We start from the raw sequence: 24,338 nt of genomic DNA, 5'->3' as shown, positions 1-24,338 counted from the left end.
CGACTTACATAAAATACTTGGCATCAAACATGTATCTATTTATACATAAGACCGTAACGGTTAATAATCTTCTTCAATAATTTCACACATGATATGACCAGCCAAAATGTGCATCTCTTGAATACGAGCTGTTACATTACTTGGAATGGCTAATGTAATATCACATAATTCAGCTAGCTTACCACCGCCTTCTCCGGTGAAAGCAATGGTATGCATACCAATAGAACGGGCCATTTCTGCAGCTTTCACAACATTCTTAGAGTTCCCAGATGTAGAAATACCAATAAGAACATCACCTGTACGGCCTAGTCCCTCTACTTGACGTGCAAAAACAGATTCAAAATCATAGTCATTGGCAATCGCTGTTAATGCAGATGTATCAGTAGTTAATGCAATCCCTGCAAGAGAGCGTCGTTCCTTTTTAAAGCGACAAATCAATTCCGCCGCTAAATGTTGAGAATCTGCAGCAGAACCACCATTACCACAGAATAAAATCTTATTGCCATTTTCTAAAGCAGCCTTACAGCGATAGGCAATCTCTTGAATGGTATCCATATGCTCCATCGTTCTACCAAAAACCTCAAGATGCTCGGTAAAACGATCTGCAATGATTGGATTTAAATCAGTCATTATAAAATCTCCTTTAATAGTCTATCTGCATTTTTCCAGAACAATTTCTCACATTGCTCCACAGATAAACCGGCCTCTTTAAATGCATCATATAATCGATGCATTTCAGAAGCATCTTTAATTTCTGTATCTGGCTTAATACCATCAAAGTCGGTTCCTAATGCCACAACATCTTCCCCGCCTTTATCGATGAGATATAAGCCGTGTTTTACGATATCTTCAATCCGACTTATGGGTGATGTACCTAAAAATGATTGAGCGAAATTAAGGCCTATAACGCCACCCTTATTAGCAATCAGCTTGATTAAATGATCTGGTAAGTTTCTTGTATGGGCTGTAACTTCACGTGCATTGGAGTGAGATGCTATAAAAGGTACATCTAAAATATCTCCTAATTGCTCAGTACCAGCATCATTTAAATGAGAGCAATCAACGATAATGCCTAAATCCTGCATAGCCTCCACAAATTCAACACCTTTCGATGTTAATTTTTTATGCTGCTCACCACAATGGGGCTCACCCAATCCATTTGGATAATTCCAAGTAAGCGTAATAAGTCGAACCCCATCTTGATAAGCTTGTTTTAATTTATCTAAATCGCCGCCTAGTACGCCGCCTTCCTCAATAGACATAAGAGCCCCAATCTTACCGGACACATACACGGACTCTATATCTTGATAAGAGAGCACATGTTGTATGTGCTCTCCATAATGCTGAATTTGTGATGTACATAAATTACGCATCGCTTCATAACGACCATAAGGGTCATTTGTTTCACCAAGATTGATAAAAAGTGCGAAATCTTGCACCTTGCTGTGAGCCTTTTGCAACTTTTCTATATCGATTTTCCAAGTATTACGATACAGATCCCCACTACTAGGATGGTCTATTAATTTCATTATCGTATCGCAGTGTAAATCTATCATAAAGCCTCACATATAGTATCAGTAATTAATTGCGTTTTGGTTTTTTAGCATCTAGTTTCTTTAATGCTTTCAGTTCTTCCATAAAGCTATCAATATTATCAAACTTACGATATACGCTAGCAAAACGAACATATGCAACTTGGTCAATATCTTTTAATTGTTGCAATACAAGTTCACCAATGCGATCCGTAGTTACCTCTTGATTGATTTCATTTCGAATATCGCGCTCTACATCGTTAACCACTTGTTCCATCACGGACATTGGTACGGTACGTTTATCACAAGAACGCAATAAGCCATTTAATAATTTACCGCGATCAAATAGTTCACGACGTCCGTTTTTCTTTAATACCATAAGTGGTACTTCTTCTATAATTTCATAGGTAGTAAAGCGACGGCCACAATTGATACATTCGCGGCGACGGCGAATACTATTACCTTCATCAGTCGTTCTAGAGTCTGTTACCTTCGTGTCTGTGTGTTGGCAATAAGGACATCTCATCTGTTACTACTCCTTTTTCTAATAATCACTCTAAAATAGTGCATAATACGCCCATTTTCTTTACTATATATAGTACCATGAAACCCCTTAAAATACAAAGAATCCCTAGGATTTCCTAGGGATTCTTCCATTATTCTACAGTATTTTATGTTATGAAATACTTTAGAAATAATATTTTTAATTTTACCTACAATTATAACTATCGTTTAGGAGCATCTTGGACGCGAAGCAAGCAGTCGCCAGATTCGATACGGCTACCTTCACGAACTAGAATTTCTTCTACGATACCATCGATAGGAGCTGTAATTGTTGTTTCCATCTTCATCGCTTCTGTAACGATTAATGGTTCACCTTTAACTACAGATTGACCATTCTTAACGAGGATCTTAACAACAGAACCAGACAATGTAGCACCGATTTCGCCAGGGTTGGATTCGTCTGCTTTACGACGAACAACACCAGTAGTCTTAGCATGTTTATCATGAACTTTAATGCCACGAGGTTGACCGTTGAACTCGAACAATACGATACGGTTACCATCTTCATCAGGATCAGATACACCATTCATCTTAATGATCAATGTTTTACCTTTTTCGATAGTTACTTGGATTTCTTCGCCCCGTTTCATACCGAAGAAGAATGTTGGAGTATCAAGTACAGATACATCACCAAAATCTTTTACAAATTTATTGTAATCTTGGTACACCTTAGGATATAAGCAGTATGCACTAATATCTTCATCAGTTGTATTAGCACCCATTTCACTTAATTCATGACGAACATGTTCGAAGTCTGTTGGAGGTAATACTGCACCAGGACGAACTGTAATAGGTTTAGCTCCTTTTAAGATGATTTTTTGTAACTCTTCAGGGAAACCTTGGTATGGAGTGCCAAGACGACCTTCAAAGAATTCTACTACAGATTGAGGGAAGTCTAATACATCGCCTTTTTCGTAAATATCTTTTTCAGTCAAATTATTTTGTACCATGTACAATGTCATGTCACCTACAACTTTAGAGGATGGTGTTACTTTAATGATATCGCCAAACATCATATTTACTTGATGATATACTTTTTTGATATCATTCCAACGATCACCAAGGCCTACCATCTTAGCTTGTTGTTGCAAGTTGGAGTATTGGCCACCTGGCATTTCATGTTGATATACTTCAGTGTTAGGATATGCTTCTGCTTTATCCACACCTTTGTAGTATGGACGAATGCTGCCAAAGTAATGAGACATTTCTTCCATGTAGTCAATGTTCATATCAGGTTGACGGTCATGGCCACTCAAAGCATAGTACATAGAGTTCATGCTAGGTTGAGATGTGCCATTAGCAAATGCAGAGTATGCCAAGTCAATAACGTCTACACCAGCATCTACAGCACGACCATAAGAGTAGATAGCATTGCCAGAACCTTCATGAGTATGTAAATGAATTGGCACTGTTACAGCATCTTTTAATGCAGATACAAGATTATAAGCAGCTTGAGGTTTCAATAAACCAGCCATATCTTTGATAGCAATAATATTAGCACCCGCTTTTTCAAGCTCTTTAGCCATATTTACATAGTAGTCTAAATTGTATTTAGGACGGTTGCTATCAAGAATATCCCCTGTATAGCACAATGCTACTTCAGCAATTTTGTTTTGTGCACGAACTTCATCAATAGCTACATGCATATTATCAAGGCTATTTAAGCTATCGAATACACGGAATACATCAATACCATTAGCAGCAGCACGTTGGATAAATTGACGAACTACATTATCTGGATAAGATGTGTAACCTACAGCATTAGCGCCACGAATCAACATTTGAAGCAATGTATTTGGTACTTCACGACGGAACATGCGTAAGCGTTCCCATGGATCTTCATGTAAGAAGCGATAGGATACGTCAAATGTAGCACCGCCCCAGCACTCTAATGAGAATAAGTTAGGAACACCTTTCGCAGCATGACCAGCTACGCGTGCCATATCAATTGTACGTAAACGTGTAGCAAACAAGGATTGATGAGCATCACGCCATGTAGTATCTGTAAAGAATACTTGTTTTTGGTCAGATAACCATTTACTGAAGCCTTCTGGACCTAATTCATCAAATTTTTGTTTTGTACCAGCTGCAGGAGATACATCTAAATTAGATGGCATTTGAATTGGTTCAAAATCAGGTACTTCTTGAGGGCCTGCACCAGAGTAACCATTGATTGTTACGTCTGCAATGTAACGCAATAATTTAGTACCGCGGTCACGGTCAGGTTTCAATTCGAATAATTCTGGATGATCTTCGATGAAGTTAACAGTGTAGTTACCGCTTTGGAATTCAGGATGTTCAAGAACGTTAATCAAGAAGTGAATATTTGTTTTAACGCCACGAATACGGAATTCTTTCAAGCAACGAAGCATTTTACGAATAGTTTCTTCATTGTTAGGACCAAATGCAGTTGCTTTTACAAGTAAGGAATCATAGTAAGGTGTTACTACGGCACCTGTGAAAGCATTACCAGAGTCTAAGCGGATACCAAAGCCACCGGAGCTACGATATGCCAAGATTTTACCTGTATCAGGCATGAAGTTATTTTTAGGATTTTCTGTAGTGATACGACATTGAATTGCAGTACCTTTACAAGGAACTTCATCTTGTGCAGGAATGCCTACTTCTGGGCTATGTAAGTCATAACCTTCAGCAATACGGATTTGAGAATGAACAATATCAATATCTGTAATCATTTCTGTTACAGTATGTTCTACTTGGATACGAGGGTTAACTTCGATGAAATAGAAGGAACCATCAGCAGTTACCAAGAACTCTACAGTACCAGCATTAACATAGCCTACATTTTTCATGATTTTAACGGCTGCATCACATACGGCTTTACGAGTTTCTAATGGCAATGCAAAAGCTGGCGCCATTTCAACAACTTTTTGGTGACGACGTTGTACAGAGCAATCACGTTCATGTAAATGAACTACATTACCATGTTCATCACCAAGGATTTGTACTTCAATATGTTTAGGTTCAACGATAAGTTTTTCTACATATACATCATCATCGCCAAAAGCAGCTTTTGCTTCAGATTTAGCGCGATCATATGCATCACGAAGATCTTCTTTGCGATGAACCTCACGCATACCACGGCCGCCACCGCCATTTACGGCTTTAATCATCAATGGGAAACCATGAGTATTTGCAAATTCTTCTAATTGTTCAAAATCACGCAAAGCCCCATCTGAACCAGGGATCATTGGGATATCTGCCAATTTAGCTTGTGCACGAGCATTAACCTTATCACCGAACATATTTAAATGTTCTACATGAGGTCCGATAAAGATGATACCTTCTTCACCGCAACGACGAGCGAACTCTTCGTTTTCAGATAAGAAGCCATAGCCTGGATGAATAGCATCAATATCATGTTCTTTTGCAATACGGATAATATCTTCAATATCAAGATATGCCTCAACTGGTTTTTTACCTTCCCCTACGAGATAGGCTTCGTCAGCTTGGTTGCGATGCAAGGATAATGTATCCTCTTTGGAATAAATGGCTACAGTTTTAATACCCATTTCATTACATGCACGGAACACGCGGATCGCAATTTCACCACGGTTGGCAACCAATACGGATTTAATTTTTCTCATGTATTGCCTCCTACTAGCTTCCACTAATGTGAACTATCAGCTTTCATTTTTATTAATATATGAATATTTCCTATACTTATAGTCAAAACAATATATTTGGAAAACTCATCAAAATTTATGATGAGTACAATATTCATAATTACATATAACTATTATACAATATTTTCCACATATTTAAAGGATTATATTAATTACGAAATCATAAAATACATTATTCGCTGTTCATGAGTAAAACTCATATGTCTTTTATCGATGTACATCGAACTAGTTCTATATACTATATAATTAATCACCTAAGAAATGATTCATTAATCGGTTGAGTTGTTCTTGGTCATTGGCCCCCATCAACTCACGTGCAGAATGCATTGCCAATAATGGTAACCCTACATCCATAGTTCTCATCGGCAACATAGCAGATGAAATAGAGCCAACTGTAGAGCCCCCTGGTATATCAGAACGATTTACATAAATTTGGTAGTTTGCCTCAGCTTCATCACACAAACCTTTAACAATAGCAATGGCTCTGGCATCACCTGCATAAGATTGGCTACATGCGATTTTTAAGGCTACCCCTTTATTAAGTGTAGGAATATTAGTGATATCATTTTTCTCAGGATAATTTGGATGTAAACCATGGGCTACATCAGAGGAAACCATAAATCCTTTTGAAATGAAACTTTCCATCTCTTGATTGGAATATCCCAATGCATCATATACACGTTTAATAAGGTTTGGTAAAAGCATACCTGCCCCACCTTGTTTTGTACGACTCCCTACCTCTTCATTATCAAAGAGAATCGCACAGCGTACACCATTAGCATTATGTTTACGAGCTTGAATAATCCCGGAAAGTACACCAAAACAAGATGTTAAATTGTCTAAACGCGGTGCACTAATAAAATCTCCTTCTGTGCCCAAGACACAACCTTGTTCTGTTGGATATAATGTCATTTCATAGGACAAAATTTCAGATGGATCACAATTGACTTCATCAGCTAAGAACGTAGTCCACTCATCATATTGAGTATCAGACTCTGGGAATAAACTTGGATTATTACTATCATGTAAAGATTTTGTAGATTGTTCCTCATCCTTACGCTCCATCATTAATATAGGAAGCATTTCCTTTTGGCGATTTAATTTAACCCCATCATTAACGGAACGATTCATATGTATAGCTAAATTTGGAACGATCGCAATAGGACGTTTTGTATCAACCAATACGGAATCAACATCAAAGGCATTATCACCTTTTAATACAACAGTACCAGCTGCTCCTAGAGGACGATCAAGCCATGTATTTTCAATGAGACCACCATACATTTCTACATTCAGTTTAGTGTACCCTTTTACAGAGGTAATAGGATTGGGTTTAACACGGATCGCAGGAAAATCCGTATGCGCCGAGGCAATACGTAATGTATCTTCTGGTTTTTTACCTATATGAAAGGCAAATAATGTAGTACCAAATACATTAACAACATAAGAACCAGAGTCTAATTGCCACTCATCATCCAAATTAAGTTCTGTAAATCCTGAGTCCAATAACATTTGCAAACTTGTATCTACCGTATGGTACGGAGATGTACAAGCACCAATATATTTCAATAACTGTTCATTATCAAATTTCATAGATTCCTCCTATGTAAAATAATGATGCTATTCGTATATAAACAATGAATAGTTCATTTGCGTATAATTTTACAACATATACATTAATAATATATTAACTGCTCTTATTTTATCACAAAAAAGCCGCCCCAAAGGGGACGGCTTTTCGTATATTTTGTAACCACACTATAATCAAACTATGACATATATAGTTTTTAATGTATTACAAGTATATAAAATTCTGGATATCTGGTCTTACCACATACCGATTGCTTTCATCCATACGGAACCAAGGCCCATAAAGATAATTAAGTTGATTACGGATGCGAAGAAACCTAGTTTCCACCATGTATTTTGAGGAACATAACCAGTATTGAAGATTACAGGAGATGGACCTGCAGCATAGTGAGTCAAAGACATACACAAGTTAGATGTGAATGCAATCATCAACAATGTCAACATTGGTGGTGCACCTGCAGAGATAGCAATTGCAGAGAATGCTACGAACATTGCAGAAATATGTGCAGTTAAAGATGCGAATACATAGTGGGAATATGTATTAATAAGTACAGCTATAACGAAGGCAATAATCCAAGATCCTTCTGGAATATAACCGCCTACAAGTACTGTTGCCCATTTGATGAAGCCCAATTTGGACAAGAAACCGGCAAAGCCCATTAATGTACCCATCCAAACTAATGTATCCCAAGCACCTTTTTCACTTTTAACATCGTCCCATACAAGAACACTTGTAGCAAGCAAAATAGAAATACCTAAGAATGCAACAGTTGTAGCATCAATTTTAGTAAATTGAGAAGTAGCCCATAAAACTAAAGCCAAAACAAATACGCCTAGCATAACCCATTCTTGGAAAGACATTTTACCAAGGCCTTTTAACTCTTCTTTAATCATTTGTTGTGCTTCGCGGGCATCTGTAATTTCAGGTGGATATACTTTGTAAATAAAGTACGGCATAATGATCAATGCAATAATACCTGGCACGATGGCAGCCATAGCCCAATCACCCCATGTGATACCAATACCAAAAGATTGAAGCGCCAATGCTGCAACCAATGTGTTACCAGCCATGGATGTTTGGAACATAGCAGATGTAATTGTATTAACTTGATAAATAGATTGCATCAAGAAGGAACCAATTTTACGAGGACCATCTTGAGGTTCAGAACCGAACGCTTTTGCCAAGCTAGTAGTAATCGGCATAATAACACCACCTACACGAGCTGTGTTGGATGGAGTTGCTGGAGCCAAAATTAGATCAGATAAAGCTAATGCATAAGCTAAACGTAAGGAGCTACTACCAAAAGCAGCAATCAAATTATATGCAATACGTTTCCCCAAACCAGTTTTAATAAAGCCACGAGAGAATAAGAACGCACCTACGATTAGCCAAATAGCAGAGTTAGCAAAACCCGAGATAGCTTCACCGATTTTCAAAGTACCAGTCAAAGCTGCCACAGTAATCACAACGATGGATACGCCACCAATCGGTAATGGCTGAGTAATAAAGCCTACGATTGTAGCCACAAAGATGGCGAATAAATGCCAAGATTGAGGTGTTAACCCCTCTGGTGTCGGAATAAACCATAGGCCTATACCAAAGACCGCTGGAATAATCCAGTTTAACAGTTTTTTCATACACATACCTCCTACATAGGAAAAAACTAAAATATATAACCGCTGAAATACCAAGGCATCGCAAGGTGACTATAAACACACAGTAGCCCCCTATCCTACGGTGTCTTCAGTATATATCAGTAGTATGTGAAGTGAGATATATAATTATTTCTTCTTATAATAAATATAATATATTACATCATAAAAAGAAATGAAAAAAAGCTGTGCATCACGAGGTATGCACAGCTTTCATTAACATATAAATCCTATTCTGGTAAAGATACGTTTTCTAAGTTTGTTTTCTCGATAGCTTCAATATCACCTTTATCACAAAGATTTGCAATAGTTGGATCAATTGGCAAACGATTCAACAATAATAGACCGTATTTTTGAAGGATTTCTTCAATGTGGCTTTCACCAAAGATTTGATAATCCTTACCATTATCTGGGCAATGGAAGTAAGAGTAGTTTTCCACTACACCAATAATAGGCACTTGCATTAAATCAGCCATCTTAACTGCTTTTTCAACAATCATGGATACCAAGTCTTGAGGAGATGTAACAATGATAATACCATCCAATTTCAAAGATTGATATACAGTAATTGCTACGTCACCTGTTCCTGGCGGCATATCAACGAATAAATAATCGATGTCTTTCCAAATAACATCACTATAGAATTGTTTTACCACATTGCCTAAAATAGGACCACGCCATAAAACAGGATCTGTATCGTTTTCCAAAAGGAGGTTAACAGACATAACGTCAATGCCGCCTTTAGATTTTACAGGATACATACCAATTTCGTCAGCATATGCTTTTTCCTTGATACCAAACATTTTAGGAATAGAAGGACCTGTAATATCTGCATCGAGGATACCAACTTTGTAACCTTTACGCGCCATAGTAATAGCCATTAAGCTTGTAACGGAGGATTTACCTACGCCACCTTTACCGGATACTACGCCGATTACATGTTTAACAGAACTAAGCTCGTGTAATGGAGCTGTAAGATCTTGAGGTTGTTGAGGAGCGCCGCCACCGCAACCAGAAGATTTAGATGGGCATCCGCCACAATCACTGCTGCTACCGCAACCCATAGTAAACACCTACTTTCTTTGAGGAACTACCTCACATCTATATGTAAAACTTTTATTCTATATGGTAGATACACTGTATCTACTGTTACATTGTATCATGTCATATCAAACTTTATCAATATATTACTCGCCACAGAACTCTTTGGTTAAGGCACCGAGAATTTCCATGCCCTTTGTGATTTCTTCTACTGTTGGTACTGTATAGCTTAAGCGGAATGCATGACCTTCCCCTGCTCCATCAGCCGCAAAGGCACCACACTTAATAATCCCTACGTTACGGTTCATACATGCTTCGAAGAATTCGTCACAGTCTACATCCTCAGGCATCGTCATCCATACAAACATGCCACCTGTAGGCTGTGTTAACTTAACCTTAGAACTTGCGTACTTATTAAATGCATTAAGCAAAGCTTCACATTTAGTCTTATATACTTTACGTACATTTTCTAAATGCGAATCATAATCGATTGTATCAAGAACTTTAGCTACCACCTTTTGTGTAACTAATGGCATTTGACCAGCTGTATTATTCTTTAAAGCTTGGATAGCTTCGATTACCTTTGCTGGGCCAAATAGGAAACCTACGCGTAAGCCTGCAGATAATGTCTTCGAATACGAACCTGCATATAGAACACGATTTTCAGTATCAAAAGATTTAAATGTTGGAATGTATTCACCAGCGAAACGAATTTCACCATATGGATCATCTTCATAGATGAATAAATCATATTTAGAAGCAATGGCATAAATTTCTTTACGGCGTTCCAATGGCATTGTAATACCTGTAGGATTTTGGAAATTAGGAATTAGATAAATATATTTACCCTTACCAGACTGAGCGGCTTTTTCTAATTCACTAGGAATCATGCCGTACTCATCAGTCTTAATACCTAATGCTTTACCGCCCATGTTGCGTACAGAATTGATAGCACTTGTGAAAGTAAATTCATCCATGTATACTTCGTCGCCAGGTTCCAATACAGTAATTGGCACAAGACCTAATAATTGACCTGCACCATTAGAAATAATAAGGCCTTGTCCTTCTGGATTCATCTTATGTGCTTTTACAAGACGATCTAATGTTAATTCTGCTAAACGTGCATCACCTTGCATTGGGCCATATTGTAATAAGCTCATTGGATTGGAATGAACTACTTCATCGAATGCCTTTTCAATGATTTCCACAGGAATCGCTTCTGGCGCTGGATTGCCAATACCAAAGCTGATAAAACCTTCTACGCCTACACCACGTTCAAATACTTCGCGAATAAAATTTGGACCTTTTAAAGTGACACGTTCAGGAAGAGAAAAACTCATACAATCGCCTCTTTCATATATACTAAGTTAAAAATATTACTACGTTAAAAAATTACGCATTAGGATCATGTTCTTGTTCAGCATTCTTCTTATTAATATAGTTCTTATATACTTTCCAAAGAATGAAGTATACAACACCTGCAACAAGAACAATAATTCCTAATCGCCCCATATTCTCTTGGAAGTTTACAATATCTGTACCAATAGCAACTTCAAGAGCTGTAGATGGGAATTTACCAATTAAATTTGCTAAGATGTAGTCTCTCGGTTTAATCTTACTAATAGCACCTAATGCTGTAATAACACCAGATGGAAAATATGGTAAGGATCGTGCAAATAACATGACCACAAAACCGTTTTTACCAGAGAAATCATCTACTTTCATCAATACCGTACTCTTAGCAATCAACTTATCTGCTGTATCACGCAAGAAGTAACGCATAATATAAAAGCTAATGACTACACCAATTGTTTCTGCAAGCCAAGAAATAATTATGCCTGGCCACATACCAAATACTAAACCATTTGCGGTAGATATAAATATGGATGGTAAGAAACCAACAGCATTAACAAAAATATCGAGAAGCATACTTACGACCATGGCCATAGGGCCAAAGCCTTGAATATACTCTGCTATTTCATCCATGGATCCACTCGTCGCTAAATGCCACATAGTTGGATAAAATGTAGGGTCTACTATATTGATGGCAATTAATAGAATGACAAAACCAAGGCCTGCTATTAACTGTACCCAACCTTCACCAGAAGGCTTTAATTTTCTTGTACTCATATATACCTCGTTTTATAAAAAACTAGTTCCATTATATCACGGATTCTATAGAACTGTTATAAGTAAGAATCTAAACATTCTATTTATCTAATTACTACCAATCAAAAATATTATCATTAGAACTTTCATATGTTATTTTTTAATTACTACCCGTTAAAATATTACCATTCATACTTTTTATTACCATTCATACTTTTATATGCTATTTTTCAATTACCACCAGTTAAAAATATTAGGATTATAAGTTATATAGGCTAGTTTTATAGATACTACCAGTTAAAAATAATTACTTTTAACTGGTAGTATCTATAAAATATGTATAATAGCATTAGCATAAAAATTATCGAAAGATGTATAATACTATTATAACGAGAATATTCTTAATGAAAGAAGGTATATTATGGTATCAGCAGGTCAAACAGCTACAGCGACTGTAACAGTTACAGAATCTAATATTGCTAAAACAATGAAATCCGGTTCTTTAGAGGTCTTTGCCACACCAGCTATGTGTGCATTAATGGAAGAAGCAGCACAAGCAGCAGTACAACCATATTTAGAAGATGGCGAAGGCACTGTAGGTATCGCTCTATCCATTACTCATGAAGCCCCTACTCCACTTGGTGCAACAGTAACTGCTAAAGCTACAGTTAGTGCTGTAGAAGGACGTAAAATAACCTTTGATATTGAAGCATCTGACGGCGTTGGTATCATTGGTCGTGGAACTCATGAACGATTTGTTATTAATAACGAAAAATTCATGGCTAAAGTAGTAAGTCGTGCAAAATCTAACTAATAACTAGTTTTAATAATAGTCTATAACTAATTTTACAATACCCTAATCTCTAATTTAATATAACAAAATAAGACAAAAATGGCATCTATCCAACGATAGATGCCATTTCTATTTACGTGATAAATTATATAATCTACTACATTAATCTATTAAAAGATTAGCAAATTTTAACTACCCAGCCTTCAGGAGCTTCAATTTCACCATGTTGAATGCCAAGTAATGTATCATATAATTTTTTAGTGATAGGACCCATATCATCCATACCAGCCGGTACATTAATCGTGCCTTCTAGAGTATCAATTTGACCTACTGGAGAAATAACAGCTGCTGTACCACAAAGACCCATTTCAGCAAAGTCTTTTAATTCATCTTTATGAACAGGGCGATGCTCTACAGTCATACCAAGGTAATGTTCTGCTACATACATCAAAGAACGACGTGTAATGGATGGCAAAATACTATCGGATTTAGGCGTTACTAATTTACCATCTTTAGTGATGAAGATAAAGTTCGCACCACCAGTTTCTTCTACATGTGTACGAGTAGCCGCATCAAGGTACATGTTTTCTGCATAACCTTTGTTATGAGCATCAGTGATAGCATACAAACTCATAGCATAATTCAAACCAGCTTTAATATGACCAGTACCATGAGGAGCTGCACGATCAAAATCAGTGATACGAATTTTGATTGGTTTAGCGCCACCTTTGAAGTAAGGGCCTACTGGTGTAGTAAATACACGGAATTGATATTCATCTGCAGGTTTTACACCGATAACGGAGTTTGTACCCATCATGTATGGACGAATATAAAGGCTTGCACCATAACCATAAGGAGGAACAAAGTCTTTGTTTGCTTTTACAACTTCTTTTACAGCTTCAAGGAAACGACCTTCAGGTAATGTAGGCATTACAAGGCGTTCACAAGATTGATTCAAACGAACTGCATTCAAATCTGGACGGAAGCATACGATGTGACCATCTTTAGTGTAGTATGCTTTCAAACCTTCAAAGACAGTTTGAGCGTATTGGAATACACCAGCACATTCATTAAGAACAACGTTAGCATCAGTAATTAATCCGCCTTCGTCCCATTTACCATCTTTATATGTAGTTAAATAACGGTAGTCGGTTTCTACATAACCAAAACCGAGATTATCCCAATCGATATTCTTGCTCATAACAATAACCTCCATGCTTATTAATATACTTATAATCTTAACACTATGAGCAAGTTATTTCAACATATTCTATAGAGAACAAAAATTAGACATGTAATAAGTTAAGTATACTTAAGTACAAAATATAGAATACCATTTATATTGATACCTTATAAATCATATAGATCATCAAATCTATAACAATTGGTATCATAAATAATCTCTATGTCTTTATCTATAATAAATTTTGTTCGTTTCAAATCATAAGGTACGTCGTAACGCGTATGATATGAAATAGATTCTACACGACCAGTACGAACCGCATTATCGAATCCAAACGGAACTTTTACAATATCTCCTTCATATATATCATTTCTATCAGTACGATAATAAAATTCCTGGTTTATCTTAAAAATATATACTGAACAATACGTATAAATCCTCCTATCAGATGTATGATTTGATTGTAAAAACTCTTGTAAAGATTTATCTCTTGTATGAGCATGTATAAAATTAATTAGATTTTTATACCAAGTGGGCACATACTGATCAGTTACATTCCCTATAAACAATGTATCTTCTTTATGCGCCCATTTAATACGTACTGTTACTATACCACCACGAGCAGGGTCTCTATCAAGGTCATGACTTTCACTAAGACTAAAAGAATCTAGACTATATAGCGTTTCGCCAATGTGAAAGTCAATATCTTGCTTCAATTGATGAATTATTTGATTATCTACATACTCGCTATGACTATGACTAGAGTGACCAAATTGCTTACTATTACAATCAATGGAAATAGACGGCTCATTCCAATTAAAATTCAATGTATTTACGTCACCATATTCTTGGTACATATTTTTTTGCACTTCAATATAAATCTCTTGAATTCTATCTTTTTCTCGATTTCCATCAAATAAAAGTAATGTAGACATACCTAGAATTTTTCTGAATAGTATAGACATGGCCCTCAGGGTATTATTAAAAGGAAATTCATATATAAATTCCTGATTCTCAGTGTTGATGAGCTGCACTTGGACAGCACACTCAGCCTCATCATATAGGTCAATTTCATCGGAAAATCTACGCCCCATAAGCTCTAATAGATATTGTTTTTTAGATTCGTCAATTGAGTACTCCTTAGTAGTTAAGGATTCTATTTTCCCCTCTACAGGTTTTGAAATATGCTCCCATTTAATGCCATAGGTAACACTTATGGCTTCCTTAATAGAAATATGTTGTATCTCTTTAATATAGTAATCTTTACGATTTAATTTCACTTCCTTTGGAACGCCATCTGGTAAATCACCATACCAGCTACCCGTACTTATAATGTCACAAGATGCTACGGTACCTATAAATTTATCTGTCACATTTCTATGCATATACATAGGGACTCCTCCTTTTATTACTTTGTTTAAGTTTAACAAACAGGATGTGACAAAAATGCCTCTATATAATTATTTCGGCAAAATATTCTTTACATACCGATTTATATTATAATTAACTTACAATATATGTATCTCATCTCTTAAGGAGGTATCTCTCATGATAGAATCTACTAACCGTACCCTAATTACTAATCCCAAAAACATTATCTGTATCGGTTTAAACTATGCAGACCATATAGAGGAAACTAGTCTTGCTAGACATGATTTTCCAGAAATCTTTATGAAAACATCTAATGCATTGGCGTCACATCAAGATATAGTTCCCATTCAAGATGAAAACCTTCATTATGATTACGAAGGAGAACTGGTTATCGTCATTGGTAAGGCTGGTAAAAATATATCTCGTGAACAGGCCAGAGACCATATATTAGGCTATACCATTGGAAATGATGTTTCAGCTCGTAGCTTGCAGTTTAGAGGATCCCAATGGATTCTAGGTAAATCCTTAGACAACTTTGCCCCTATTGGTCCTACTATTGTTGCACCTAATGATTTTGACTTTGAAAGTGCCACTATTACGACAACAGTCAATGGTGAAATACGTCAACAAGCAAAACTAGAACAAATGATTTTTAAACCTTATGATATTATTGCCTTTTTATCATCTTATATGACACTCCAGGAAGGTGACATCATATTTACAGGTACACCTAGTGGTGTAGTATTGGGTAAAAATGAAAGCAAATACTCTTGGTTAAAACCAGGGGATACAGTTACTGTTTCAATAAGCGGTATAGGAACCTTAGAAAACAAATTTATTTAAAATAGATACTTTATTAAAGTATTATATTTGTTCCTATTATATTTGTCCGTATTCTGATTATTACGATATCTATTTACATAACCATACCTAGTTACATTACAACTAAATAAAATAGACACAAAAAAGAGATTACCTATATGTATATCTAACTATACATAGGAGTAATCTCTTTTGTTATTATCAATATTTTATATTTACTATTACTTTATTTATGCTTTGCCTCTAAGTCTAGCATATATTGTTTTCGTTCAATGCCCCCTGCATAGCCAGTTAGTTTACCATTGCTACCGATAACACGATGACAAGGAATAATGATCGAAATAGGATTATGACCTACAGCACCTCCTACTGCTTGGGCAGACATCGTTTCTTTTCCTTGGTGCTTTGCAATCTCCTTACCGATATCACCATAAGTAGTAGTTACTCCATAAGGGATTGTTTGTAACACGGCCCATACAGATTTACGGAACTCAGTACCTTCTAGTTGTATCGGTGGCGTAATAAATGGTTTTTGTCCTTTAAAATATTGATCTAGCCACATAATAGTCACTTCAAATGGTCCTGTTAGTTGCTCAATATACTCCGCATCATCATAACTTGGTGCATAATCTTCATCGATAAAAAACAAATCTGTTAAGTATGATAATGTACCAAGCATAATCATAGTTCCTAATGGGCTTTCATAGGTGTATTTATAATTCATAGTACATTATCTCCTTCTTAAACTAACAAATCATTTATAACCTTTTGTATGTCATTATTAAATAATACAGTATTTTTATGAATTTCAAAAGGAGTATATTATTTATCCCAATAATTTATTATAGATGTCATAATCTATGTCCTTAAATACATTAAATACCACTTGGATTTTACTATTACTTTCTTCCAAATAGTTTCTCACAGTATCGACTGCAATTCGGGCAGCCTCTTCATTAGGGAATCTAAATTCACCAGTGGAGATACAGCAGAATGCAATAGAGTGTAAGTTATAAGCATTGGCTAATTGTAAACAGGATCGATAACACGAAGCTAGTTCACGTCGCTCTTTATCTGTTACAGCCTCATAAATAATAGGTCCCACTGTGTGAATTACATGCTTTGCGGGCAAATTATACCCATAGGTCATACGAGCCACACCCGTTTTTTCAGGCATTTCCATATACTCAGTCATTCTAGCACATTCCATGCGAAGCTCTATACCAGCAAAGGTATGGATTTCATTATCGATACACTTATGATTTGGAGCAAAACATCCGAGCAATTTATTATTGGCTGCATTTACAATTGCATCTACAGATAATCGAGTAATATCTCCTTGCCACAAATAAATCTGAGGCTCTCGCTCTTCCATATCACTAATCGTTACGATTCCCTTTTCATGGGACAATATATTTAAATATTCAGACTCTATCTTCATCCATTCAAGAGGCATTCCACCAGCAGGACGAATATTACATAAAGATCTAAAGAGAGTAAATTGCTCTTCTTCATTCATAGGGATCTCTATATGTTCGTTATGTCTCTCATTGTATTCTGCTACTAAGCCTTCAACCAAATAGCGTAACCGTTCTTGCTGTGTCATATGTAACTCCTTTTTTTATAGACTATACGTTCACCTAATATATAACAAAAAACTGCTAGCACATATGTATATGCTAGCAGTAACTTTACTGTGATTATATTATACTATATTATATTCAGTTTTAAGGTCTTACAAATGCTTGACCCCCATGGTTGACGAGGACATCCCCATCTAAAACCTTTGTGGTAACATTTTGTAGACTACCTTGGATTTGGCTCATCATGAATCGATAACCAGGACTATTTAAATGTTTTGTTAAGGCCTCTTGATCACTATAAATTTGGATAACATACCAATGATTTTTTACATTTCTTTCACGAAGCACATAACCTGCCTTATAACCCGCATCGTCTCGAACAGCACGTTCTATATCTAGTTGATATTGACGTTGTACTGTATCGATATCATTGCTATTAACAGTAAACTCTGTCAGAGTCACTATTGCTTTACCATCATTGACAATAGATAAAGCATCTTTTTTCTCAAACAATAGTACAGACTGTACGTCGTACATTTTACGATTTGTTAATTTAGAACCTACTTCATTAACAAAGGCCTGATAATGATCAGATTTGCGATGTGTTTCAATAGCAGCTAAATCTTTATAAACCTCTACTACATAAGACTCAGATGGATTTCCTTTTACATGCGCTACATTCATAGATAATGTATTAGGTTCTTTCTCCATAGATGCTGTTAGATTGGCAACACCTGCACTGTTATATGTGCCCTGTAACTCTGCTGGTACTTCGAATCGATACATATTGACACTAGGTGCTGTATCTACAGATTGATCTCGTTCCATAACAAGAGCCGCAAAGGATGTACTAACACCTAATACAGCAATCGTAGAGGTTACTAAAATACGTTTAAATAATTTTTTAGTCATAAATACTCCTTTACATATATCTTGATAGCTTTTCAGCAAACAAGCCAATACGCTTATAAGTTAACAGATTACATACTTTTGCTGTAAAGTGTCCAAATCTACGATAAAAGAAATTAAATGTTAAATATGCTGGTATTGTGCCCATAGTTTTAGGCATGCGACGAAATATATTTTTTATGGAATATAGCTCTTTATAGATCCAAAGATACCCTTTTTCTAATTCTTCTTTAGACATACCTAACGGTGATACAACTACATGAGACGTATTATATTTTGATAAATCATAATCAAAAATTCTATTTTGCTCTTCCATTCTCTTGTAGAATTCAGTACCTGGATATGGTGTGACAATATGTGATGTAATCGTATCAATTTTCTGGCTAATAATCCAATTTAACGTATTTTTAAAAGTCTCTGGTGTATCTCCATCTAATCCAAATACAAAGCTAGCATTAACCATAATACCACGCTTATGTAATTCGTTAATAAGTCGTTCAAACTCTTCACGATTATTTTGCATTTTATGAACACTAGATAAAGATTGAGAACTAATACTTTCAAAACCAATAAATAAACTCTGGCAACCAGTTTCTTTCATTAAATCCATTAATTCAGGGTGTTGCCCTATTTTCATAGTAACTGCTGCATTCCAGTTTAACTTCAAAGGTTTAATACGTTCTAAAAACTGTTTAGTCCAAGAAATATTGCCAATAAAGTTATCATCTATAAACATAATATGTTTTGTACCTAATTTTTTGATATCTTCCAACACATCTTCTATATTGCGATTAATATATTGGTGTGTTCCAGAACTATTATAGCAAAAATCACATCTATGAGGGCAACTTCGACTAGTAGAAACAACATTGTACCATAAGTAATCGGTCTTATCTATTAAGTCATATGCAGGTGATGCAATATCGTCTCCAGACTCTAAAGGAGCAGATACGTATTGAGATTGTAATCGACCAAGTTTAGCATCTTCTATAATTTGAGGCCATGTATTTTCTGCAAAACCTATACAAAGACTATCAAATGCCTCCTTAGGTATGGTATTGGATGCTGTCGTAATATGTATACCACCAGCTATCACCTTAACACCTTTTTCTTTATATATAGATGCAATTTCAATAGCTCTAGGTAAAATATCTACTGTAACTGCTATCCCTACCAAGTCAGGCACATCATCAAAATCAATAGCTCTAATATTTTCATTTTCAATTGTGACCTCACACTCATAACGAATAATATTAGCCACCGTTAACAAACCTAAATGTGGTGACATACGTATTTTTAAATCTGTATCCATAGGACGCTTCAACATACGCGGCTGAATTAATTTAACTTTCATGTACAACCTCTTATATAACAAATACTCTTATATTATTATAAAAGATTATTATTCTTTTTGCATATAAAAACATCCTATCTGTAGAAACAATATTAATTAATATTATTTCCCACAAATAGGATGTTGAGCTTATATTGTTATATATTCAATAGTTGTACCATGTTCTTCAATTAAGTTAACTAAGTCTTTTCCCTGTAGCCATACGGTAGCATCATTTTGATTAGGATGTATACCGATTAGATTATCTTTATAATCCGCATCAATATAGTAATGAACTTTCCGTGCTTCATCGTGAAGTAAACAGAATGGAGATACGTGACCTGGTTTAATCTTCAAAATATCCCATAGCTCTTCTTCAGAGCCAAAAGAAATCTTTTTTAGCTTATGGTCCTTACGAAACTGTTTTAAATCCACACGCTTAGAACCACGAACAGTAATCAAATAATAGTGTTCCCGCTTGTGGTCTCGAATGAATAAATTTTTCGCATCCCACTCAGGATATGGTAACTCTACATCAGGCTTGTCGTCCATACTAAATAGCGGTGCGTGATCCGTAACTTCAAAATCGATATGATGGTCACGTAAACAATCATATACGCCTTGTTTATCTAACATGTAATACCTCTAATATATAGTTTACGCTTGGTGAAAGTAATATTTATAGTCATATTACTATTATATGACCTAATTAACCCACCAAGTCTATTCTCGAACTTTATAGGTACCATCAAATACAAATAATTCAGGATGTTCATGTACGAATGTGTCTTCATAGATTCCATCATATTCATATACTACATCATCTTTTTTATCGAGGAAATCGAACAACTCCTCTTCATTCTCCCAGTCTTGTAAAATAGTCCATCGCTCAGCTCGATCAAATGAAATAGAACCGCCAAAGTAATCGATTACGGATTGTAAATTATCTGCTAATGTATCCATCTTAAAGAGGCGTAATCCAGCAAGAGCATCCTCCCATACAATGCCTGTAGAGTTATAGAAGAACTGATGATGTCCACCATTATTAACCTCTGCGAAGTACCAGGATATAGCATTGAGATAGCGTTGCTCTACAGTAAAAGGTTTTGCAGATTCTAAATAATCATCATATGAGCCATATATATTGATAGTCCAGTACATTGGCTCATTAATGGTCCACATATCGTCTGTAGCTTGTATCTCTTCAACAGTGATAGTACGATGACGAGGTACACCTTCTCTTTTCTTCTTTTTAGCTGCTACATACTCATTATAGGCAGCACATAAATCAGGATAATCAGCTTCACATTTTTCAAAGTCCATTTGCATATAGCACATATCCATGACTTCAAAACAATACGATTTTATATCATCTAGTTCCGATTCCGTAGCTAACCGTACACCCCGATCTACTAACCTTAGCATCTGCTGCATAGTATCCGATGTGTATGCTTCATTATTATCTAAAACAATAGCTCCATACGCATAGGCACAACGATAATACCAAACTGCATCACGATGCGCTTCATCAATAGACTCTAATACCTTAATTGCCTCTTTTTCATTGCCATTATTGTTATAAGCTCTACCAAGCTCACCTAACAGAGGTATAGATAAATTTTCTATGCCCACACTAGTTAACACATCAATAATAGTTTTTACGTTTCCACTATCATTAAGATCTTTAATAGTTTGTAACTGTTCAGCATCAGGCAAAGATAAAAACTGTTCAACACTTAAAGACATACAATACACGTCCCCTCATAGCACAAATATGTATATGAAATCATCTTAAGATAATTATAACAAACAACACAAAACTATGGGTTACAGATTTTAAAATAATAGTTAATGACAAAAACAGCTATTTAACTAGCTACCAAGCCATACCACAAATACAGGAGTACCTTCATCGTCATCGTCGATTTCATCGATATCGTCACCATCGAATTCGTGGTCATCATAGGCTAGATTTTCAAAGAACACATGATCACCGAGCTCTTTATTGGCCATTAAATTATGTAGCTTGAAAAGAAGCTCTTCAGTAGTAAAGTACTGTCCATTATCTGCTTTAAGGCGAGCATAGATTTCAACTTGCCACATACCGTCTTCTTTATCGTATTCTTCTAATTCATCGTCTTCGTATAAGTATTCATTAGGGTGAAGCTGACTTTTACTTTCAATCCAAGCTTCGTAGCTCACAAGAATTTCAGGCTCTACTAATGGCGGTAAATTATCACGATTAACGTTATGCTCTTCTAAGCATTCATAAAACGCCTTAAGAAACTCTTCTCTAGTATAAGTAGTTTTATTAAAAACCCAAGGAATTCCCTTAAACTCATGATAGTAACCTTCATATATTTTATTACCATCTTTATCAGTACCAAGATATTCAATCTGCTCTGCATTCTCATCCTTGTTAAACAGGTTTTTTATGGCATTAAAAATCATAAGATAATCCTCCTTGTAGTCATTTAAACAATGCTTTGATTTCATTATTCATAATATATTCCTCAATATTGTAAACTAATCTCATATGAAATAACGTAGCCCAAAGCACAAAATTATAATAATTTAATCTAATTTATTACTGTTATAAATTTCCGTGTATAGTAAAAGCCCTTCGCATAAGCGAAGGGCTAATATATTATTTCTCTATTAATCAACTACCACAGCAAATATAGAATACAGGTATGCCATCTTCATTATCTATAAGTCCGTAACCTTCACATTCATGGCCTTCGTATTCAATACCTTCAAAGAATACATGATCGCCTAATTCTTTATTGGCCATCAAATTGTGCAATTTAAAGAGCAATTCTTCTCTAGTAAAATATGTGCCATTATCAGCCACAAGATGAGCCATAATTTCTACCTGCCACATGCCATCTTCTTTATCTTCTTCCAGCAATTCTTCGTCTGTAACACGTTCATTATAAAAAAGTTGGTCTTCACTTTCAATCCAAGCTTCATAGGTTACTAGAATTTCAGGTTCTTCTAATCTATCGTCGTCATCTGCTTGATCATCATCTACATATCTTTTTACATTTTCATTGTATTCTTTGGAAAACTCTTCTCTGCTATATGTTTGCTTATTAAATACCCAATGTACTACATCATATGTAGGATAGTTATCCTCTTCGTCTTCATTAGCGTCTTCAATATGGTTATCTTCTGTAGTCTTTTTACTATTTTTATTATCAAAGACATTCTTAATGGTTTCAAATATCAAAGGATAATCCTCCTTGTACTCTTTTGGCTTGATTTGAGTTAATAAGTATTTAACAACTTCACAACACCAACCAAGTTGTTTATCTAACCCGGCTTCTTTCGTCATTTTTATGCCCGTTTCTATTAACTGTAGTGCCTTCTGTACATGTTCAGATTCGTAGCTTTCACCAATAGCTAACATCGCATGAGCATAGCCACAACGATAATACCAAGACCAATCACGATGTGCCTCGTCGATACGATTAAATAAATCAATAGCCTCTGATGCGCGGCCATTATTGTTATACATACGTCCTAAGGTGCTTAATAGTATAGGTGACAAATTATCGATACCTATGTTAGTTAATAGCTCCATGGCACGATCGATGTCTAAGTCCTCTTGTTCATTAAGGATCTTAACCTTATCCGCATCACTTAATTCTTGAAACTCTTCATCCGTAATATCTTCTATACTGATATATAAGTTCTTAATAAATTCACCAAAATTATCTGCTAAGGGAGTCATGGAGTAATCACATTCTTGATCGACCCGTACAACCTTAGGTTCACCGGTTGGACCGCACTCACGATAATCGAGGAAAATCATATCATGCCCACCAGAAATCGTATCGGCTACAACGACACCGATAGGGGGATATTTTACTTTTGAAATCCAAAACTCATTTCCCATCTCACCTAAAAGAGAGTATTTTTTATCTCTATCGATGCCATATATTCCTGTTACATATACACAATCGTCATCATCGTTAATAAAACAATTTTTCTTTACTACACCACCATTATGGTTTTTAAGTAGCTCAATATATGCAGCAGGCAATGTATAACCTAGATCTGCTTCAGCTGCTTTAATATCCTTGTCAGTAACCGGTTTACCAATATAGGATTCAAACGCATAGTCAACATCATTCCAAAATCCGGTCCAATCAAAGTCTTTTAGATTACTCATAATACTCTCTCCTAGTTTAAACCAATATAAT

General features: G+C 35.7%; 21 protein-coding genes. 2 read left to right on the top strand and 19 right to left on the bottom strand.

The features are described from left to right. Nucleotides 1-60: 60 nt before the first annotated feature. The 9 genes from gmhA to ACDF53_RS07365 form a co-directional block, all read right to left on the bottom strand. Nucleotides 61-630, bottom strand: coding sequence for a D-sedoheptulose 7-phosphate isomerase (gmhA, locus tag ACDF53_RS07405; RefSeq protein WP_005386896.1), 570 nt, complete (start codon nt 628-630; stop codon nt 61-63). Further along, the gene (locus ACDF53_RS07400; RefSeq protein WP_005386898.1) at nt 630-1,556 is read right to left on the bottom strand and encodes a dipeptidase; all 927 of its coding nucleotides are present in this window, start codon (nt 1,554-1,556) and stop codon (nt 630-632) included. The genes gmhA and ACDF53_RS07400 overlap by 1 nt, the downstream gene beginning before the upstream one ends. 25 nt (nt 1,557-1,581) lie before the next feature. Continuing rightward, complete coding sequence (gene nrdR / locus ACDF53_RS07395; RefSeq protein WP_024065834.1) at nt 1,582-2,058, bottom strand: transcriptional regulator NrdR; 477 nt, start codon at nt 2,056-2,058, stop codon at nt 1,582-1,584. A 199-nt stretch (nt 2,059-2,257) separates the two neighbouring features. Further along, entirely contained in the window at nt 2,258-5,704 is a 3,447-nt protein-coding gene (locus tag ACDF53_RS07390) for a pyruvate carboxylase (protein ID WP_105089073.1), read from the bottom strand. Between the two features lie 285 nt (nt 5,705-5,989). Beyond that, the gene (locus ACDF53_RS07385; RefSeq protein WP_287537057.1) at nt 5,990-7,336 is read right to left on the bottom strand and encodes a M18 family aminopeptidase; all 1,347 of its coding nucleotides are present in this window, start codon (nt 7,334-7,336) and stop codon (nt 5,990-5,992) included. A gap of 234 nt (nt 7,337-7,570) precedes the next feature. Beyond that, the gene (locus ACDF53_RS07380; protein WP_105089071.1) at nt 7,571-8,971 is read right to left on the bottom strand and encodes an anion permease; all 1,401 of its coding nucleotides are present in this window, start codon (nt 8,969-8,971) and stop codon (nt 7,571-7,573) included. Between the two features lie 245 nt (nt 8,972-9,216). Beyond that, the gene (locus tag ACDF53_RS07375) at nt 9,217-10,050 is read right to left on the bottom strand and encodes an Mrp/NBP35 family ATP-binding protein (protein ID WP_005386907.1); all 834 of its coding nucleotides are present in this window, start codon (nt 10,048-10,050) and stop codon (nt 9,217-9,219) included. Between the two features lie 123 nt (nt 10,051-10,173). Beyond that, nucleotides 10,174-11,367 carry a PLP-dependent aminotransferase family protein gene (locus tag ACDF53_RS07370; RefSeq protein ID WP_370815875.1) on the bottom strand — a complete coding sequence of 398 codons (1,194 nt, stop codon included), beginning with the start codon at nt 11,365-11,367 and terminating at the stop codon, nt 10,174-10,176. Nucleotides 11,368-11,419: 52 nt separating this feature from the next. Continuing rightward, entirely contained in the window at nt 11,420-12,157 is a 738-nt protein-coding gene (locus ACDF53_RS07365; protein ID WP_295804280.1) for a TVP38/TMEM64 family protein, read from the bottom strand. A gap of 400 nt (nt 12,158-12,557) precedes the next feature. Here ACDF53_RS07365 and ACDF53_RS07360 point away from each other — a divergent pair, with 400 nt between their 5' ends. Further along, complete coding sequence (locus tag ACDF53_RS07360; RefSeq protein ID WP_213466932.1) at nt 12,558-12,950, top strand: thioesterase family protein; 393 nt, start codon at nt 12,558-12,560, stop codon at nt 12,948-12,950. A gap of 157 nt (nt 12,951-13,107) precedes the next feature. Here the strand turns inward: ACDF53_RS07360 and ACDF53_RS07355 are convergent, their stop codons facing one another. Together ACDF53_RS07355 and ACDF53_RS07350 are read right to left on the bottom strand one after the other, a co-directional pair. Further along, nucleotides 13,108-14,130, bottom strand: a complete 1,023-nt coding sequence (locus ACDF53_RS07355) for a branched-chain amino acid aminotransferase (protein WP_370815874.1) — start codon at nt 14,128-14,130, stop codon at nt 13,108-13,110. A 149-nt stretch (nt 14,131-14,279) separates the two neighbouring features. After that, nucleotides 14,280-15,503 (bottom strand): hypothetical protein, encoded by a 1,224-nt coding sequence (locus tag ACDF53_RS07350; protein WP_370815873.1) that lies wholly within the window; start codon nt 15,501-15,503, stop codon nt 14,280-14,282. A gap of 157 nt (nt 15,504-15,660) precedes the next feature. Here ACDF53_RS07350 and ACDF53_RS07345 point away from each other — a divergent pair, with 157 nt between their 5' ends. Next, nucleotides 15,661-16,326, top strand: a complete 666-nt coding sequence (locus ACDF53_RS07345) for a fumarylacetoacetate hydrolase family protein (RefSeq protein WP_370815872.1) — start codon at nt 15,661-15,663, stop codon at nt 16,324-16,326. Nucleotides 16,327-16,531: 205 nt separating this feature from the next. On the opposite strand, the gene ACDF53_RS07340 is transcribed toward ACDF53_RS07345, so the two are convergent. The 8 genes from ACDF53_RS07340 to ACDF53_RS07305 all read right to left on the bottom strand — a co-directional run bounded on the left by ACDF53_RS07340 (nt 16,532) and on the right by ACDF53_RS07305 (nt 24,307). Then, a complete protein-coding gene (locus tag ACDF53_RS07340) occupies nt 16,532-17,029 on the bottom strand; it encodes a methylated-DNA--[protein]-cysteine S-methyltransferase (protein WP_370815871.1) in 498 nt (165 codons plus the stop codon). A gap of 102 nt (nt 17,030-17,131) precedes the next feature. Then, nucleotides 17,132-17,911: a protein-ADP-ribose hydrolase gene (locus ACDF53_RS07335; RefSeq protein ID WP_370815870.1), complete on the bottom strand. Its 780-nt coding sequence runs from the start codon at nt 17,909-17,911 to the stop codon at nt 17,132-17,134. A 121-nt stretch (nt 17,912-18,032) separates the two neighbouring features. Continuing rightward, nucleotides 18,033-18,800 carry an antibiotic biosynthesis monooxygenase gene (locus ACDF53_RS07330; RefSeq protein ID WP_039969244.1) on the bottom strand — a complete coding sequence of 256 codons (768 nt, stop codon included), beginning with the start codon at nt 18,798-18,800 and terminating at the stop codon, nt 18,033-18,035. Nucleotides 18,801-18,810: 10 nt separating this feature from the next. Continuing rightward, a complete protein-coding gene (locus ACDF53_RS07325) occupies nt 18,811-20,151 on the bottom strand; it encodes a radical SAM protein (protein WP_370815869.1) in 1,341 nt (446 codons plus the stop codon). A 129-nt stretch (nt 20,152-20,280) separates the two neighbouring features. Continuing rightward, nucleotides 20,281-20,766 carry a prolyl-tRNA synthetase associated domain-containing protein gene (locus ACDF53_RS07320; RefSeq protein ID WP_295822715.1) on the bottom strand — a complete coding sequence of 162 codons (486 nt, stop codon included), beginning with the start codon at nt 20,764-20,766 and terminating at the stop codon, nt 20,281-20,283. Nucleotides 20,767-20,853: 87 nt separating this feature from the next. After that, nucleotides 20,854-21,876, bottom strand: coding sequence for a DMP19 family protein (locus ACDF53_RS07315; RefSeq protein WP_295822830.1), 1,023 nt, complete (start codon nt 21,874-21,876; stop codon nt 20,854-20,856). Nucleotides 21,877-22,002: 126 nt separating this feature from the next. After that, complete coding sequence (locus ACDF53_RS07310; RefSeq protein WP_105089059.1) at nt 22,003-22,581, bottom strand: hypothetical protein; 579 nt, start codon at nt 22,579-22,581, stop codon at nt 22,003-22,005. Nucleotides 22,582-22,792: 211 nt separating this feature from the next. After that, nucleotides 22,793-24,307: an SMI1/KNR4 family protein gene (locus ACDF53_RS07305; RefSeq protein ID WP_370815868.1), complete on the bottom strand. Its 1,515-nt coding sequence runs from the start codon at nt 24,305-24,307 to the stop codon at nt 22,793-22,795. Between the last annotated feature and the right edge of the window lie 31 nt (nt 24,308-24,338).

It is taken from the genome of Veillonella sp. (assembly GCF_041333735.1).
GTDB lineage: Bacteria > Bacillota > Negativicutes > Veillonellales > Veillonellaceae > Veillonella.
The sequence above is the reverse complement of the archived record's forward strand: the minus strand, read 5'-3'. Positions and strand labels throughout refer to the sequence as shown.